Below are 17240 nucleotides of genomic sequence, written 5' to 3'. Positions count from 1 at the left end.
AGGATTATTACTAAAACAACGGGGTACTAACAAATAAAACAAAACTTCTTTCAAACTAGTATTCAAAATGGGTTATTACTAACCCATTAAATTGTGTAGCAATTAGATGCTAACAATGTTCTCGGCTTGTGGGCCTTTTTGACCTTGAGTAACAGTAAACTGTACACGTTGGCCTTCAGCTAAAGTTTTAAAACCGTCGCCAGAGATAGCGCTAAAATGTGCGAACACGTCTGCGCCAGATTCTTGCTCGATAAAACCAAAACCTTTTGCTTCGTTAAACCATTTTACTGAACCAGTAGTTGTAGTAGACATAATATGTATCCTAAAAAATTAATATAAGTGTGCCTGAAAAGAGGCGATTGAGCCGGAAAAAATAGTTAACTTGAGGATATCGCGTAGGATTATTACTAAAACAACGGGGTACTAACAAATAAAACAAAACTTCTTTCAAACTAGTATTCAAAATGGGTTATTGCTAACCCATTTTAACGAAAGCAATTAGATGCTAACGATGTTTTCAGCTTGTGGACCTTTTTGACCTTGAGTAACAGTAAACTGTACACGTTGGCCTTCAGCTAGAGTTTTGAAACCGTCGCCAGAGATTGCGCTGAAATGTGCGAAAACATCAGGACCAGATTCTTGCTCGATGAAACCAAAACCTTTTGCTTCGTTGAAAAATTTAACTGTACCAGTTGTAGTATTAGACATAATAGTATCCTAAGAATTAATAAAAGTGCGCCTTAAATTAGGCAATTTAACAGGAAGAAAACATACATTTAACTGAGGATAACGCGAAGGATTATTACTAAAACAACGTGGTACTTACAAATAAATAGGGTTTTCTGTCAACCCGATGCCAAGCAGGATAACAGTAAATTGAGCTATATACCAAGCCCTATTGTAAATTTATTTTAGAGTAAGTGCTTTATTAGTTTGTTTGTTTTTTAACTAACCAGTCATGATTTAGGTGATCTTTTTTGCGTCTGAATTTAAGTTAATTTTAATTTAATCAATGCTTTATGTTTGTATTAGTACGCGGTTCTAGAGTAGGCAAAATGCAAGTTTTAAGTGGTTAAAACATGACCTAATTACCTACTGATTTTTTTGATATATACCTTAAATAACTTGATTCATTAGCTCCAAATTACAAATCCAAGTATTAATAATGCAATCCAAAGTGTTTCAGCCACAATTAAAATAATGGGTTTCATACTTACTTCGGTAAGCTTTCCTAAATTAGTTTTCATTCCTATAGCTGAAATAGCCGCAATTAAAAAGAACTGCGAAAGTTCGTTAGCGGTTTCAAGTACTATTGTAGGAAGTGAAAAGCAGCTATTTATTATCATGAGTATTACAAAGCCAATTAAAAAGCCAGGTACTTTAGGTAATTCTCCGTGTTTTTCTTTGTTTGAGCGATTAATAACGACCATCATAATAAGTACAACAGGTAGTAGCATGGCAACACGTACAAGTTTAGTTAGAGTTGCTATATCGCCTGTCTCTGGTGATACCGAATAACCTGCACCCACTACCTGGGCTACATCATGTATTGTGCCACCTAAGAATACGCCTGCATTATGGGCGTCAAACTCAAGATAATTAACCACAATAGGGTAGAGGATCATAGCAAGGGTCGACATAGCTGTTACGCCAATAACGGTTAATAAGGTGTCGCGCTCTTTATGTTCGCTGTTTGGCATAATAGACGAGATAGCCAGCGCAGCAGACGCTCCACAAATAGCAACCGAGCCACCTGTTAGTGCACCAAAGCGTTTTTGTAAGCCAAATGCGCGCGCTAGCACTACACCTAAAATAATAGTGGTAAATATGGCGCCCGCTAACATAAGTGCTGTTTGCCAACCCAGTGTTACTAAATCTCCCAGCGCAATGCGTGTGCCTAGCAGTACTATACCTACACGCAAAATCGTGGTGCCAGTAAAATCGATACCTTTGGCGCAAGGGCTATCGCTTTGATACAAAAATGAGACTGCCATACCCAGTAACAAAGCAAACAACATGGCTGGCGCACCATAATGTTCGCTTAAAAATAAGGCGGCAAGGCCAGTCATTGCAGCAATGCTGGCACCTTGCCATAAAGGTGATATTTTACAGCTTAATTTACTACTTAAGCGCTGCATTACGCTTTAGCTGCGGTAAGTGCTACTAATACTTGGCGCTTACGTTCACCTGTAAAAGGGCGACGACCATGCATAGCCATTTCGTTATCAACTAAAGCAACGTCACCGTCTTGCCATGCAAGATCAAAGGTAAATACTTTAGAAAGCTCCACAATTTTATCAAGTCCAACTTTAGGAATCGCACTACCATCACCAAAGGTAATGGCAATTGATGGATTATCGCGTACACCTTTCCAGCCCATGTAAGCGGCAATCAGTTGGTTATAAAAAACCTGTACGTTGTTTTCAAGAGTTACTACAGCAGGTAGTACTGGTGTAACGGCTTTTAGTGAGCCGTCTTCAAGCCATTCCCACTCGTAACCAAGTTCGGTTAATTTATTATGTGCTTCGTCTTTGGTTTCTACACTTAGCGTACTTTTCCAGCTTCGGCCTTGGCCTGATGTTGCGTCGTCAGCGGCTGGCATATAGGTGGTATATTTTAGGCCTTTGTGTTCAAAGTCATGGGCAAGCTTGCTGTCGTATTCTTTTAATGCACTAAATAATTTATCTGATCGGCAAAGAGGTGTTGCACCGCCTTCTTCTGCGGCCGATTTACAAAAGAAGAATAATTTACTTGGCGAAATAGGCGTTTGCGCCATTTCGTGATGTAAGTATATTTCTACATCTTTTGGCGCTTCGTTAGCTGTAAATACACGTTCGGTAAAATTAATACGTACCGCGTTAGACAGTGACTCTTTATAAGTAAAATTGTCATAATCAAACCCGGCTGAAAAAGTATCAAATGTTTCGGCGCTATTTACAGGAAAGCCACGAAACAACACAGCACCTGAGCTGCGAAGTTTTGTAGCCAATTCACTTTTATTTGCGCGAATGAAAGCTACCGCTTCTTCAACGGTGCTGGCGTTATTGTTATTAACAACAATGCACGGAAAAACCGAATCATCGAATGTTAATTGAGTTGGCACTGAGGCGTAGTTAATTTCGGTAGCTGACATTGTATGTTCCTAATCGTAAATTGGGTGAAAGCGGTTAAAGGCAGCTTCACAAAAGTGCCCAGGGTCGTTGAATCGGCGATTACTGTTAAGCGCAGAAATTTGCGCCATTTCTTGCTCTGTTATTTCAAAATCAAACAGTGTGAGATTTTCTTTCATGCGTTCAAGTTTTGAGGTTTTAGGAATAATGGCAGTGCCGCGTTGCACGCCCCAGCGAAGAACTACTTGTGCTGGCGTTTTGCCATGATTGTGTGCGGCCGCTTTAACAACGCTTTGCTCAAGAACTGATTCAGTTTTATCAGCCATTTCTAGCTCAAGGTATGAAAGCGCACCCAGTGGTGAAAACGCAGTAACCGGAATATCGTACTGCTTTGCGAGTCTTACTAATCGCTCTTGCGTTAAATAAGGGTGCGACTCAATTTGCAACATAGCGGGTTTGATATTTGCGTAGGTCATTAAGTCGTGAAGCAGTGCGCTTGAGTAATTACATATCCCAATGCGTTTTGCTTTGTTGTTGTGTACTTGTTCTTCCATTGCTTGCCACGTTAAATACAGTGGTACTTTTGCAAGCTCCATTTGTGGGTTTTGCGCTGTAGGGTCAACAAACCACTCTGGTGGATAGCGGGTTTCTATTGGCACAAATGTTTGCGCAATCGGAAAATGAATTAGGTATAAGTCTAGGTAATCTAGCTTTAAATCACTCAGTGTTTTATCAATCGCGAGGCCAACATGCTCTGGTGCATGAAAGGTATTCCACAGTTTTGATGTTACCCATAATTCTTCACGGGTACATAAGCCATCGTTTATTGCTTGGGCGATGCCATCGCCTACTTGTTCTTCGTTACCGTAGTCTGATGCGCAATCAAGATGGCGGTAACCTGCCTTAATGGCTTGGTATACCGTTTGTGCACAATCTTCTTGCGCGACTTTCCATAAACCGAACCCTACTGGAGGGATATTATTTAATGAACTCATTGGGAATTCCTGTTAAAAATGCATAATGACTTAGGTCTTGTATAAGACATAAGTTATTATACGAATCAAACAGTGTCAATACTGTGTTAACAGCAAAGCAGTAAATGGTTCAGTTAAAAAACCTACAGGCAGCAAAAAGGCAGCGTTTGCTGCCTTTAAAAAATATTTAATTATTATGCGCTAAAGTGGGTTTTTAGCACTAAACACGCTTTTAATTAATCAAGTTCAATTTGATAGTGGTAATGATCGCTACGGCATTTACTTTGGCGGTATTCAATACGTTTACCTTCGATTGATTCGGTAATGCGTGATACCAACAGCAGTGGATCGCCAGCTTTTATAGCAAGCATTTTGGCATCATCCATTGTAGCAAGTACGGCTTTAATACTGTCTTGGGTTTTGTGTACAGTTTGGTTAAATTTGGTCTGATAGTAATGGTACAATGTATGCGGAATATCACTACTTTGATGTATATCAGGAAAGTAGCTTTGTGGTAGGTATATAGTTTCGCTCATGCAAAATTCGTTATCAAGAATACGCCTACGAACAAGCTTGGTAACTTTGTCTTTTTTATTGAGTTGTAACGCTTCTATTACTTCAACTGGCGCTGCACAAAGCTCAACCGATAGCAGTTCAGCCTTTGGCAAATCGGCACCTTTACCGTCTGCTTGTAACGGAAAAAACCTAAATAAGGCATCTTGCGCAGTATGTTGCGATACAAACGTACCAACGCCTTGGCGACGAGTTACTATTTTATTGTCGGTTAATAAGTTTAGTGCTTTACGAACTGTACCTTGGCTTACGTTAAATTCTTCAGCAAGGCGAAATTCGCTTGGTAATGCTTCGCCAGGTACCCAACGTCTTTCAACAATGAGCTGTTTAATATAATCAGCCACTTGTAAGTAAAGTGGTTGAAAAGCCAAGCTTGGGCCACTTAATTTGTGATCAAACATAGAGTTACTCATTATTATTTACCATTAAATTTAATCCACCTGTAGTTATAGCATAGGTGAAACCTTTTACGCATATTTGCGCTAGCTCAATTAAACTTGAACTACTGCTGTAATGTTTAATAGGCGCAAAATATACATTATGCCTAAAAACAAATCGTTACACTACAATAGCTCACCCTTAGGAAATTAAAAGTGCTCAGTATTTCTTTTGAACTCATTTTGCTTATGGCGCTGTGCCTAAGCCTTGCCACTGTAATGCAAACTCTTAGCGGGTTTGGCTTTGGGTTGCTGGTGGTTGCAAGCTTTACGTTACTTGATGTATTGCCACTTACGGCAACTACATTTTTGGTGAGTTTGCTGGGTTTGGTTAACTCTACAACCGTGGTGGTTAAAAACCGCAGCTCGGTAAAAGTACCCGAGCTAAAACTTATGTTGTATACCGGTATTCCGTTAATGCTGGTAGGTTTTGTACTGCTTGAGTTTATGTCGTCGCATTTAACGCACTATTTAAACTTTATTTTAGGCGTAAGCATTCTATTGTGCTGCGCTTTAATGCTGATTGGCCGCGATCGTGCCAATAAACAAAGTCGTCCTCGTTCGTTCTTAATCGCCGGTGGGGTGAGTGGGTTACTTGGAGGGTTGTTTTCAACCTCAGGGCCGCCGCTTGTGTTTCAATGTTATAAGCAAAGTTGGTCCATTGAAGCTATTCGCAGTACGTTATTAGCGGTATTTACTATCGGTGGACTAGTACGTGTAGGTATCGCTTTATTTGGTACTTTGCCTGGGCTCGACATTATGTTTTTAATTGCAGCGGCTATTCCTTTAGTGTTGCTAGTTACGCATTTTGCTCGTAAATTAACGCCCTACGTTGACGCTAAATGGGTACGTATTATAGCAATTGCATTGCTTGGCCTAAGTGGTATATCGCTGGTGGCAACATCGGCGCCGGGGATATTTTAAAAATCGCGATGTAAATAATTCATCTTGAGTTTATTTACGTTGACATGGGGATTACAATTATTTAACTTGTGTCTTATACAAGACTAATAATTGGTTAAGGAACTCCCATGAATGCATTTGAATTACGTGAGCCAGACTGGAACGCAATAGAGCCAGCACGCTTAACCGCACAGCCAAAGTTACAAGGTAATGTGCTGGTTTTGCCCACTCAGTTTGGTGATATTAGCGTAACGATTAGCCAGTTTGGCTTACGTTTAAATGCAGGCACCACGCATGACGAGCAATTTAAAATATTAACCACAACCCCATCAGAATACCCCCTAACACTTAGCAAAAACAATAATGATTACAGCGTAAGTGGTGGCGAATACCGCCTAGAATTTTACAGCGACCCTTTTCATTTCAAACTTTATAAAAACGATGAGCTAGTACAGCAATCAGCAACTGATGGTCACTTTGTACGCCAGCACCGTTTACCGCCACTAGCTAAAACAGATGACGGCTGGATATTAAGTTTAGAGCTTAACTACGACGAAGCCGTGTATGGTCTTGGCGAAAAATGGGGCAAGCTTGATAAACGCGGCCAACTTATTCGTTCATACAACCACGATGCGCTAGGTGTTAACGCCGAAAAATCTTATAAAAATACCCCGTATGCATGGAGCCCAGAAGGCTGGAATTTATTTGTACATACACCCGCACCGGTAACTCATGGCGTAGGTTATGCACTTTGGTCGCAACGTGCATATGTATGTTTAGTTGAAGACGACGCGCTAGATGTATTTTTATATCAAGAACAAACACCTGCCCAAAGCATCAACCGTTACTGCGAGCTAACAGGTTTTGCACCGGTGCCACCGCAGTGGAGCTTTGGTGTTATTTTATCAAAAGCGTATTACAAAGATGCTGACGAATTACTTAGTGTTGCCCGCGAAGTGCGCGCTAAAAATATGCCGTGCGACGTAATTACTCTTGATGGCCGTGCATGGCAAGACACCGACACCCGCTTTGCATTTGAATGGGACCCAACACGCTACGCCGACCCAAAACCTGTGCTTGATGAATTAAAAGCGATGGATTTTAAAATTTGTGTGTGGGAATACCCGATGATCTCGGTAAATAACCCATTATTTGCTAAAGCGGCCGAAAACGGTTGGCTAATAAAAGACAAACGCACAGGTAAAGCGTATCAATACGAGTGGGATTTAAGCCCATTTGGCGAAGTACTTACGCCGCTGCCAGAATCGGGTATTTTAGATTTTACGCACCCTGATGCTTACGAATATTGGCTCGAATCGCATAAGCCTTTGTTTGAGCTTGGCGTAGATATGATAAAAGCGGATTTTGGCGAGCAGCTAGAAGACGACAATATGATATCTCACAGTGGTGATAGCGGTATTAGGCTGCACAACGTTTACAGCATGTTGTACAACCGCTGCGTTTTTGAGGCCGCCGAAAAATACTGTAAAACTGGGCCATTTTTGTTTAGCCGTTCAGCATGGACGGGCAGCCAACGCTTTCCTGCACAGTGGGGCGGCGATCCGCAAGCCGATTGGCAGGGTTTAGCGGCAAGCATTCGTGGCAGTTTAGCGTGGGGTATGTCGGGTGGGCCATTTTTTGCAACCGACATTGGTGGTTTTTACAAAGACACCCGCGACGCAGAACTTTACGTGCGCTGGGCACAAGCGTCGGTATTTAGCGCACATATGCGCTTACACGGTATTGGTCCTCGCGAACCGTGGTCTTACACCGAGCAAGCAAGTGATGCGGTATTTGCAGCACTTAAATTACGCTACCAGTTAATTCCGTACTTACAAACATGTGCAGAGCAAGCGCAGCAAACAGGCTTGCCGATTCAGCGTGCCATGGTATTGGCATTTCCTGATGATGTACTGGCACATAGTTTTGATCAGCAATTTATGTGCGGTGAAAAATTACTGGTTGTACCGTGTGTAGTACCAAATGGTAAAGTTAAGTTTTATTTACCGCAAGGCAATTGGATTCGCTTCCCCGATAAACAAGTTTACGAAGGGAGTAAGTACTACGAGCACACACTCGCACTTGAAGAAATGGCAGTATTTGTACGCGAAGGCGACAGCCTAATGCTTGGCCCAGAGGTTCAACACACAGAACAAGACATGAGCCAATTAACAGCATGGCCTAAATAAAACTCGGCTTAATAAAAAACACACACAACACTCATACAACACACAATAATAAAGATATTAGCTTACTTTTTACCGAGTAAAGTAAGCTAAAAGGGGCGCAAGATGGAAGGTATGAACATTACCATGACACTGCTATCGTGCTTGGCGTTTATGGCGCTGGTGGGATATATCTCGTACCAAAAAACCAAAGGGGAAGTTAACACCCAAGATGGCTACTTTTTAGCGGGTCGTGGGTTAACAGGTACATTTATAGCAGGGTCGATGATCCTCACTAACTTATCGGCCGAGCAACTAATTGGTCTTAATGGCTCAGCTTATGGTTACAACCTAAGCTCAATGGCGTGGGAAGTAACCGCAGGGATCTCAACCATTATTATGGCGTTGATCTTTTTGCCTCGTTATTTAGCGGGCGCGTTTTCTACCTTACCTGAATTTTTACGGGATCGTTTTGACGATACCGTACGACGCATGACGGTGATCTTATTTATGGTAGGGTATTGTTTTATAACGATCCCTTCTGTTTTGTACTCAGGATCAATTGCCGTACTTAGACTTTTTGATGTACCCACCTTATTAAATATGAGCTACCAAGCAAGCCTAATTGTGACCATTATTACAGTGGGTTCAGTTGGGGCTATTTATGCTGTATTTGGAGGTTTAAAGGCGGTTGCGGTATCAGATACCATTAACGGTGTTGGGTTATTAATTATTGGTATTTTAGTGCCAACACTGGGCTTAATTGCATTGGGTGATGGTAGTTTTTCAGAAGGGTTAAGCACCCTAGTAAACACCGACACAGAAAAGCTCAATGCTATTGGTAGTAGCGATGATCCCGTGCCATTTGGCACTATTTTTACAGGGATGATCTTAGCTAATTTGTTTTATTGGGGCACTAATCAGTATGTGATCCAGCGTACATTGGGCGCTAAAAACTTAGTTGAAGGTCAAAAAGGGGTATTGTTTTCAGGGTACTTTAAAGTGCTAGTACCGTTTATGATGATGATCCCAGGCGTTATTGCTTACCATCTTTATAAACACGAAAGCCTGCCAACTATCGATTTAGCTTACCCACATTTGGTAAAAGAAGTACTTCCACAGTATTTATCTGGCTTCTTTTTGGCCGTATTGCTAGGTGCTGTATTTAGCTCATTTAATTCATTGCTCAATAGCGCGGCGACCTTATTTTGCTTAGACGTTTATAAGCCAATGAAAAAAAATAAAGTAACAGACAGCCAACTTATAAAAGTAGCCAAAATTACCAGTATTGTTATTGCCATATTGTCGTTTATAACTGCGCCATTATTGATGTTTGCGCCTGAAGGTTTATGGCACATTATTCGTGTGTTTACAGGTTTTTACAACATTCCGGTCATCACAATTGTATTGGTTGGTTTGTTTACTCGAAAAGTGCCTGCACTGGGCGCTAAAGTCGCGATTATATTCCATATTATTGCCTACACCTTGCTTAAATTTGTATGGGATGTAGACATTAACTTTATTCATATTTACGCCATTTTGTTCTTAATTGAATTAGCAATAATGCTGGGTATTGGTTACTACAAACCACTTAAAACACCATGGCAATTTACACGCAAAGCCGAGGTAGACCTTAATCCTTGGAAATACGCATTACCTTGCGCAATTGTATTAGTAGGCTTGATTGTTAGCTTGTATATATTGTTTTCGCCGCTCGGATTAGTGGGTGGAACCAGTGTGTACTTTGTACCAAGTTTAGTTGCTGTTTGGTCTACTGTTTTAGTGCTTAGCTGGTGGAGTGTACGTCGTTGGCAGGTTCGTTACGAAAATAGCTTAGCGCGTATTGGGGCTAAAAACGCCGCATAACGTGCGGCCATATTCTATACACCAAACTCAAATCACATTTAATTCACATAATGTTTGCATTAGTAAGATAGTTTGTTTAAATTTAAAGCTCTTATATAAGATATAAGATATAAGAGCTTTAAGGAAAGTATCACACACACTGACACCGCTTTTTAGCAACTCACACAATTGCTAGCGCGGTACCACACAGCACACGCACAATATGGAGAATGACATGAGAGCTAAAAAGTCCGTCTTAAGCTTGGCAGTCACGTTAGCAATGACAACCGGTTTAGCGCTTAGCGCGCAGGTACATGCACAGCAAGAGCAAACCGAACAAGAACAACAAAAAACAGAAACAGCTAAAAACGATACATTTGAAAAAATAGTCGTTACTTCACAAAAAAGAACGCAAAGTTTAAACGAAGTACCTGTTGCGGTATCGGTACTTAATAGCGATCAAATTAATTCAGCTTTTGCTAATAACATGGAAGGCTTACAGTCACTTGTTCCTTCGGTTAGCTTTAGAAAAGGCACCACAACACGTAACTCAGCGCTAACAGTGCGCGGTATTGGTACTATTTCATTTAGTATTGCTGCCGAACCAAGTGTGGCAACTGTTGTTGATGGCGTGGTACTTGGCCGCTCGGGTCAAGCATTTGCCGATTTATACGACGTAGACCGCATTGAAGTATTACGCGGGCCACAAGGTACGTTATTTGGCAAAAACGCCTCAGCAGGTGTGGTAAATATTACCACTAAAGATCCGTCGTACGACACAACCGGCAGCGTAGAGACCTCGTTCTATCAAGATAACGAATACCGTTTTAAAGGTGTTATAAGCGGCGGTTTAACCGACGATTTAGCCGCTAGCTTAACGGTATTTAAAGGCAAGTTTGACGGTTACATTGATAACGTTTATAACAACGAAAAAGTAAACGGTTATGACCGCGAAGGTGCACGTGCTGTATTTAAATACGAGCCAGAGGACGACTTAAGCGTAAAGTTTATAGCTGAGTTTTATAACGCAGATGACGACTGTTGTGCCGACTTAGAAGCCCTGCCAAGTGGTCGTAATCCTGATTCAAAAGCAGCGCCAAACAGTAACGGCATTGTGGATGGTGTAGCCGATATTGACCTCGACCAGCGCAAAGTTGACCATGACTACGAGTCGCGCACAATTGACGAACATAGCGCATTTTCGGTGCAAGTTGATAAAACAATTGGCGATTATACGTATACTTCAATTACAGCACAGCGTTCATGGGATAACACAGAATACCGCGAAGGCGACTTTACCTCTATTGCTGGCGACAGCAGTGAGCCGGTATTTGGCGCGCCGTTTCAGTTACATGATATTGGTGCACAGCAATGGGATCAGTTTTCACAAGAGTTTAGAGTTACATCAAACCTAGCTGGGCCATTTAACTATGTTGCCGGCTTATTTTACTGGAACATGGACTCACAACGTAACTTTACCCGCGATGCAAGTTGTCAAAATAATGGTGGCCAGCTTGATAGCGCAATGGCTTTTTACGCGCAAAATAACTTATCGGGCGCTGAGCTTGATACAGCACTTGCTGATTTAGAAGGTTACACACAAGGCCTAGGCGTTAGCTGTAACGCAAACGATATTGTATCGGCCACTGCTTTTATGAGCACAGAATTTAATAACTGGGCGGCCTTTGCCGATGGTACCTACGATTTATCTGAAGATTTACGCGTTTTATTTGGTATTCGTTACACCGACGATGAAGTGTCTTACACGCATCGCCGTGTAAGTAATGATGTATATGGCCGCACCGGTGTAGGCGTGCGCCCAGCAACACTTAATACAGATGATGAAGGCAAAGCCGAAGAAACCAACGTATCGGGTCGTCTAGGTATGCAATACGATTTAGGCGATGGTCAAATGGTATACGGTACTTACTCGCAAGGTTACAAAGGCCCTGGGTTTAATATTTATTATAACTTTAATCCAGATAACGACAGCCGCGAAATAGCACCTGAAGAGTCAGACGCTTATGAAATAGGCTACAAATACGCAAGCCGCGAATTTGTATTTAACATGGCTCTTTTCAGAACCGAAATTGAAGGCTTTCAAGCTAACAACTTTGACTGTTCAGACGGCACTTGTATTACGCGCTTAACCAATGCGGGCGACGTAAGTACACAAGGTGTTGAAGTTGACTTTATGTGGGCTGCAACAGAGTCGCTAACGCTTACCGGTGGTGTTGCTTACATTAAAGCTGAAATTGACGAGTTTAATTGTCCGGCAGAGGTAGCCGCGGGCTCGTGTACTGACCGCTCAGGTTTAGATGTACCATTTTCGCCAGATCTTAAATACTCACTAACGGCTGATTACTTTATTGAAACCGACCATGGTTTTAACGTACACATAAACAGCTCATACATTTACACCGATGAGCAATACTCAGACCTACCAGACAACGTAGGCGAATTTAATCCAGCTGCTTTATTACCAGATTACGGTATTTTAAACGCAAGTGTGGGTTTGTCGTTTAAAGATGACGCGTTTAGAGTATCGCTTATTGCTAAAAATTTAACCGACGAAAGCTACGTAACTACCTACAGTGGCGATAACTTCCGTTACCAAATACCGCGCGATGCAGAGCGCTACTTTGGGGTATCGTTTAAAGCACGTTTTTAATATTTAAATAACTCCCTCAATAATTTCCCTTAAAAGCGCAACGTTTAACACGTTGCGCTTTTTTTGTGACTTATTTTTGTAATAGTTTAGTCATTTTACTTTCATCAAAATTACCTTTATCAGTCACATCTGTTTTCTATAGTGCAGCGGTTGATCTTTTTTGTGTTTACACATTTCAAAAAATAACCACTAAACAATGGGAATTACGGATGAAAATTAAAAAAGTCGCTGCGGCAATCGCGCTAACATTTGCATTTAGCGCAGTGAGCCATGCTGATGTACTACCGCAAAGCCAAAAAGACAGCAGCTGGTATAGCGCTGCGCAAACTAAACTAACAACAAAAACAGCACAAGCGCAGGCTACACAAGCCACTAAAGCTAAAAACGTCATTTTATTTGTGGGCGATGGCATGGGTATTTCTACACTTACCGCCGCGCGCATTTTACAAGGGCAGCGTAATAACCAATCTGGCGAAGAAGGTTATTTAAGTTTTGAAGAGTTCCCATACTCTGCACAAGTTAAAACGTATAACGTAGATGCGCAAACTCCCGACTCAGCCGGCACGATGACGGCTATTATTTCGGGTGTAAAAACCGATGTGGGCGTTATTGGTGTAGACGAAGATATTGAACGCGGCGTGTGTTCAACAGTGGCAGGTAACGAGCTTCTTACCGCGACCGAATTGGCTGAAATTAAAGGGCTATCTACCGGTATTATTTCTACAGCACGTATTACTCATGCAACCCCTGCTGCCACGTATGCTAAATCGGCTGACCGTAACTGGGAAGACGTATCAGATATGCCAGAAGATGCAGTAACAGGTGGCTGTGAAGACATTGCATCGCAACTGGTTAACTTTGAAAAAAACCTAGAAGCACGATTTGTAGGGACCGACGTAGACGGTCTTGATTTTGTGATGGGTGGCGGTCGTCGTCACTTTTTACCAAAAGACGAAACAGCTAACTCAGCAGATGCAGTAAGCGCTATAGAAGGCGACCGTACTGACGAGCGCAACTTAGTGACTGAGTGGCAAACACAATACCCAGATGCTACGTACGTAATGGATCAAACAGGCTTTGATGCAATAGCAGACGACGCCACTAAGGTATTTGGTTTATTTAACGAATCCCACATGCAGTACGAAGCTGACCGCGCAAACGATGTAGCGGGCGAGCCTTCGCTTACCGATATGACCACTAAAGCAATTGAAGTGCTTGGTAAAAACGATAATGGATTTTTCTTAACGGTTGAGTCGGGTCGAATTGACCACGCGCACCACGCGGGCAATGCATACAACGCGCTTAACGACACCATTGAGTTTGCTAAAGCCGTGCAAGCAGCGGTAGATAACACCAATCCAGAAGAAACCCTTATTTTAGTAACCGCCGATCACAGCCATGTATTTACTATTGCAGGCTACCCTAAGCGTGGTAATCCAATTTTAGGTCAAGTAGTTGCAGTAGGTGCAACAACACCAAGCCTAGCCGCCGACGATATGCCGTACACCACGGTAGGTTACGCAAATGGTTTAGGTTTTAGAAATTTAGGCAGTGAGACCAACGCTGATGCAAGTTACACAAGTGCTGCTGTAGCAGGGCGTGTTGAGCTAAATGGCGTAGATACAACAACCCCAGGTTTTCACCAAGAAGCAACTGTACCAATGGGTTCAGAAACACACGCAGGTGAAGACATATCTTTGCATGCAAAAGGTCCTGGTGCTCAGCTAGCACAGGGCGTAATTGAACAAAACGTTGTATTTCATTTAATTAATCAAGCTCTTGAACTAACTCAGCAATAATGGCGGCTAACATGAACAAATTAACGGTACTTTCTTTGGCAGTAATGGTCGCGCTAGCAGGTTGCTCGAGTGACGATAACAAAAATGAAAATAATATTATCGCAGTAGATAACGCTATTGCAGTGGGCTCTGAGCAGTGTATTAATGGCGGTGTAGAGACGCAAGTAGGCGCAGATACCAATAATAACGACGTGCTAGATAGCGACGAAGTTAACTCAACTAATTTAGTGTGTAATGCACCTGCAACGTCGTTAACAAGCGAGCAGTTAGCCTCGCTCACTAGTAATACGTGGTTTAGTGAAGCACAAACAAAATTGGGTGCTGCACAAACAGCCAGTAGCAACATTGTTACTGAATCCGGCAAGGCTAAAAACGTAATTTTATTTGTGGGCGATGGTATGGGTATTTCTACCATAACCGCAGCACGTATTTTAGCGGGTCAGTTAGAAGGTGAAATGGGTGAAGAACACCAGTTAAGCTTTGAAACTATGCCTTTTTCGGGCTTTGTAAAAACATACAACGTAGATGCGCAAACGCCAGATTCGGCAGGCACTATGACTGCTATGGCATCGGGTGTTAAAACCGACGCGGGCGTTATTGGTATTGATGAAGCGGTTGAACGTGGTAATTGTGCATCAGGCAAAGGGCACGAACTTGTTACCTCGTTAGAGCTTGCTGAAATTGCAGGCAAAGCAACAGGGATTATTTCTACAGCGCGTATTACTCACGCAACACCAGCTGCAACCTATGCTAAATCGGCAGAGCGTAACTGGGAAGATATCTCCGATATGCCAGAAAGTGCCGCAACATGTGAAGATATTGCATCGCAATTGGTCAACTTTGAAGCCAACCTAGAAGCACGCTTTAGTGGTGTTGATGTAGACGGTATTGACGTAGTAATGGGCGGCGGTCGTCGTCACTTTTTACCAAAAGATGCCGCGTTTAATTCAGCCGATGCAGTAAGTGCTGTTGAAGGGGATCGAACAGATAACCGCGACTTAACCGCAGAGTGGAAAACGCAATATCCAAATGGCACGTACGTAATGGATCAAACCGGTTTTGATGCAATAAGTGACGACGCCACTAAAGTGTTTGGCTTATTTAACGAATCCCACATGCAGTACGAAGCTGACCGCGCAAACGATGTTGCAGGCGAACCTTCGCTTTCACAAATGACCGAAAAAGCAATAAACGTACTTGATAACAACGAGCAAGGTTTTTTCTTAACGGTTGAGTCGGGTCGAATTGACCACGCGCATCATGCGGGTAATGCTTATAACGCGTTAAACGACACTATTGAGCTTGCTAAAGCCGTTAAAGTGGCGATGGAAAACACCAACCCAGAAGAAACATTAATAGTTGTAACTGCCGATCACAGCCATGTATTTACCATTGCCGGTTACCCTAAACGCGGTAACCCAATTTTAGGTAAAGTGGTTGCAGTGGGCGCTACTGAGCCAAGCTTAGCCGCCGACGATATGCCTTATACAACGGTTGGTTACACCAATGGTGGTGGTTTTAGAAACCTAGGCAGCGAGACCGATGCCGATGCAGGTTACGCGTTTGCACCAGTTACAGGGCGTGTTGATTTAACAGATGTTGATACAACAACACCTGGTTTTCATCAAGAAGCACTGGTACCAATGGGCTCAGAAACACATGCCGGTGAAGACGTAGGCGTTTATGCAATGGGACCAGGTGCACACTTAGTAACAGGCACAAACGAGCAAAGCTTTTTATTCCATGTAATGGACTTTGCCGCTGACTTTGTAAAAACAGCAGACGAAAAACTAGCGCAATAAATACTCGCTAGTTATAAATTTAGTTAAATATATCTAAATAAAAAACCCCGCCTACTTTGCGGGGTTTTTGTCATTAAACTGACATTTATAATCGTTATGTTATTGCCATAAACTTGAAATATAAATAAGAGATAGCTAAATGAAAAAAGCGTTATTAATAATTGCCACGCTTGTAAGTACAAGTAGCTTTGCCTCGCAATGTGATATTGATGCCAAGCATTTAAAAGCGGATTATAAAATTACCAACAGCCATAAAGCGCAGCAAAGTAGCGAGTCACTTACCCTTTGGCGAAACAATCAGCAAGTAGCGCATCAAAGTGAAGTAATAACCGAGCTTTGGCAGCATTTAGCTAATAATCAAATACGACCAATACGTTACTTTAATGCCCAGCAACGCGGCATTGAATATCAACCATCTGAGGTACGCGGCGTACAAAGTTGGAGTGCTAAAAGTCAGCTGGTGGATAACCACCTAATCGAAAAAATGACCCTAGTAAGCACACAAGGCAAAGGCTGCGATGAAGTAAAAAACTATACATTGAGCGAAAATGGCAACGACTTTAACCTTGCCTTTTATACGCATTCAAAATTAGTTAAAACATTTAGTATTAGTAATAAAAAAAGCCAAACTACTACCTTACTTAGCCTTAATAATGTAAACACTGATGAGCCATTAATTACCGCTCAATTTGCACAGTGGGATCGTTTTCAAACTACCGATTACGCCGACATTGGCGATAACGAAGGCGACCCATTTTTAGCTAAAATGATAAACCTTGGTTTTATTGAGCACAGCGCAACAGGTTTTTACAACCAGCAGGGCGAGGCTATTCAAGGCGGACATCACCACTAGGTCTTTTAATGTTGTAGCTCATAGCTGAAAGAATGACAGGCGGCTATGAGCTACAAGCTGGTATTCAAAAAGTAGATTAATTTAAGCCATTCCCACCCAAGTAATACT

General features: G+C 42.1%; 13 protein-coding genes. 7 read left to right on the top strand and 6 right to left on the bottom strand.

The window, feature by feature from the left end; all coding sequences use genetic code 11:
* Positions 1–102 precede the first annotated feature (102 nt).
* From AAEY68_RS07120 to AAEY68_RS07095, 6 genes are all read right to left on the bottom strand, one after another.
* The gene (locus tag AAEY68_RS07120) at positions 103–312 is read right to left on the bottom strand and encodes a cold-shock protein (protein ID WP_010554515.1); all 210 of its coding nucleotides are present in this window, start codon (positions 310–312) and stop codon (positions 103–105) included.
* 186 nt (positions 313–498) lie between these two features.
* Positions 499–708, bottom strand: coding sequence for a cold-shock protein (locus AAEY68_RS07115; protein WP_006792548.1), 210 nt, complete (start codon positions 706–708; stop codon positions 499–501).
* A gap of 425 nt (positions 709–1133) precedes the next feature.
* The gene (locus tag AAEY68_RS07110; RefSeq protein ID WP_350585726.1) at positions 1134–2138 is read right to left on the bottom strand and encodes a YeiH family protein; all 1005 of its coding nucleotides are present in this window, start codon (positions 2136–2138) and stop codon (positions 1134–1136) included.
* The gene (locus tag AAEY68_RS07105) at positions 2138–3133 is read right to left on the bottom strand and encodes a TauD/TfdA family dioxygenase (RefSeq protein ID WP_165722659.1); all 996 of its coding nucleotides are present in this window, start codon (positions 3131–3133) and stop codon (positions 2138–2140) included. Before AAEY68_RS07105 ends, AAEY68_RS07110 begins: the two co-directional genes overlap by 1 nt.
* Before the next feature lie 9 nt (positions 3134–3142).
* Entirely contained in the window at positions 3143–4105 is a 963-nt protein-coding gene (locus AAEY68_RS07100; RefSeq protein ID WP_350585725.1) for an aldo/keto reductase, read from the bottom strand.
* Between the two features lie 215 nt (positions 4106–4320).
* Positions 4321–5070: a GntR family transcriptional regulator gene (locus AAEY68_RS07095; RefSeq protein WP_024589596.1), complete on the bottom strand. Its 750-nt coding sequence runs from the start codon at positions 5068–5070 to the stop codon at positions 4321–4323.
* 180 nt (positions 5071–5250) lie between these two features.
* Here AAEY68_RS07095 and AAEY68_RS07090 point away from each other — a divergent pair, with 180 nt between their 5' ends.
* The 7 genes from AAEY68_RS07090 (at position 5251) to AAEY68_RS07060 (ending at position 17132) form a co-directional block, all read left to right on the top strand.
* Positions 5251–6018: a sulfite exporter TauE/SafE family protein gene (locus tag AAEY68_RS07090; RefSeq protein ID WP_350585724.1), complete on the top strand. Its 768-nt coding sequence runs from the start codon at positions 5251–5253 to the stop codon at positions 6016–6018.
* Between the two features lie 107 nt (positions 6019–6125).
* On the top strand, positions 6126–8186 hold the full coding sequence (locus tag AAEY68_RS07085) for a glycoside hydrolase family 31 protein (RefSeq protein ID WP_350585723.1): 2061 nt from the start codon (positions 6126–6128) through the stop codon (positions 8184–8186).
* Between the two features lie 102 nt (positions 8187–8288).
* Positions 8289–10028 carry a solute:sodium symporter family transporter gene (locus AAEY68_RS07080; protein ID WP_024592653.1) on the top strand — a complete coding sequence of 580 codons (1740 nt, stop codon included), beginning with the start codon at positions 8289–8291 and terminating at the stop codon, positions 10026–10028.
* 214 nt (positions 10029–10242) lie between these two features.
* Positions 10243–12678, top strand: a complete 2436-nt coding sequence (locus AAEY68_RS07075) for a TonB-dependent receptor (RefSeq protein ID WP_101217640.1) — start codon at positions 10243–10245, stop codon at positions 12676–12678.
* Between the two features lie 209 nt (positions 12679–12887).
* The gene (locus AAEY68_RS07070; RefSeq protein ID WP_024592652.1) at positions 12888–14477 is read left to right on the top strand and encodes an alkaline phosphatase; all 1590 of its coding nucleotides are present in this window, start codon (positions 12888–12890) and stop codon (positions 14475–14477) included.
* Positions 14478–14488: 11 nt separating this feature from the next.
* Positions 14489–16279 (top strand): alkaline phosphatase, encoded by a 1791-nt coding sequence (locus AAEY68_RS07065; RefSeq protein ID WP_024592651.1) that lies wholly within the window; start codon positions 14489–14491, stop codon positions 16277–16279.
* 139 nt (positions 16280–16418) lie between these two features.
* Positions 16419–17132, top strand: a complete 714-nt coding sequence (locus tag AAEY68_RS07060) for a hypothetical protein (RefSeq protein ID WP_024592650.1) — start codon at positions 16419–16421, stop codon at positions 17130–17132.
* The last annotated feature ends 108 nt before the right edge of the window (positions 17133–17240 follow it).

Origin of the sequence: Pseudoalteromonas sp. RB2-MNA-CIBAN-0110, assembly GCF_040309305.1 — a bacterium.
GTDB lineage: Bacteria > Pseudomonadota > Gammaproteobacteria > Enterobacterales > Alteromonadaceae > Pseudoalteromonas > Pseudoalteromonas arctica.
Note: the sequence above shows the minus strand (reverse complement) of the source record. Positions and strands in the feature narration are given on the sequence as shown.

Excerpts from the sequence above, each read along its gene's own strand:
- AAEY68_RS07085 (WP_350585723.1), top strand. The coding sequence starts at position 6,126 with ATGAATGCATTTGAATTACGTGAGCCAGACTGGAACGCAATAGAGCCA.
- AAEY68_RS07060 (WP_024592650.1), top strand. The coding sequence starts at position 16,419 with ATGAAAAAAGCGTTATTAATAATTGCCACGCTTGTAAGTACAAGTAGC.
- AAEY68_RS07110 (WP_350585726.1), bottom strand. The coding sequence starts at position 2,138 with ATGCAGCGCTTAAGTAGTAAATTAAGCTGTAAAATATCACCTTTATGG.
- AAEY68_RS07075 (WP_101217640.1), top strand. The coding sequence starts at position 10,243 with ATGAGAGCTAAAAAGTCCGTCTTAAGCTTGGCAGTCACGTTAGCAATG.
- AAEY68_RS07120 (WP_010554515.1), bottom strand. The coding sequence starts at position 312 with ATGTCTACTACAACTACTGGTTCAGTAAAATGGTTTAACGAAGCAAAA.
- AAEY68_RS07105 (WP_165722659.1), bottom strand. The coding sequence starts at position 3,133 with ATGTCAGCTACCGAAATTAACTACGCCTCAGTGCCAACTCAATTAACA.
- AAEY68_RS07115 (WP_006792548.1), bottom strand. The coding sequence starts at position 708 with ATGTCTAATACTACAACTGGTACAGTTAAATTTTTCAACGAAGCAAAA.
- AAEY68_RS07095 (WP_024589596.1), bottom strand. The coding sequence starts at position 5,070 with ATGAGTAACTCTATGTTTGATCACAAATTAAGTGGCCCAAGCTTGGCT.
- AAEY68_RS07070 (WP_024592652.1), top strand. The coding sequence starts at position 12,888 with ATGAAAATTAAAAAAGTCGCTGCGGCAATCGCGCTAACATTTGCATTT.
- AAEY68_RS07100 (WP_350585725.1), bottom strand. The coding sequence starts at position 4,105 with ATGAGTTCATTAAATAATATCCCTCCAGTAGGGTTCGGTTTATGGAAA.
- AAEY68_RS07065 (WP_024592651.1), top strand. The coding sequence starts at position 14,489 with ATGAACAAATTAACGGTACTTTCTTTGGCAGTAATGGTCGCGCTAGCA.
- AAEY68_RS07080 (WP_024592653.1), top strand. The coding sequence starts at position 8,289 with ATGGAAGGTATGAACATTACCATGACACTGCTATCGTGCTTGGCGTTT.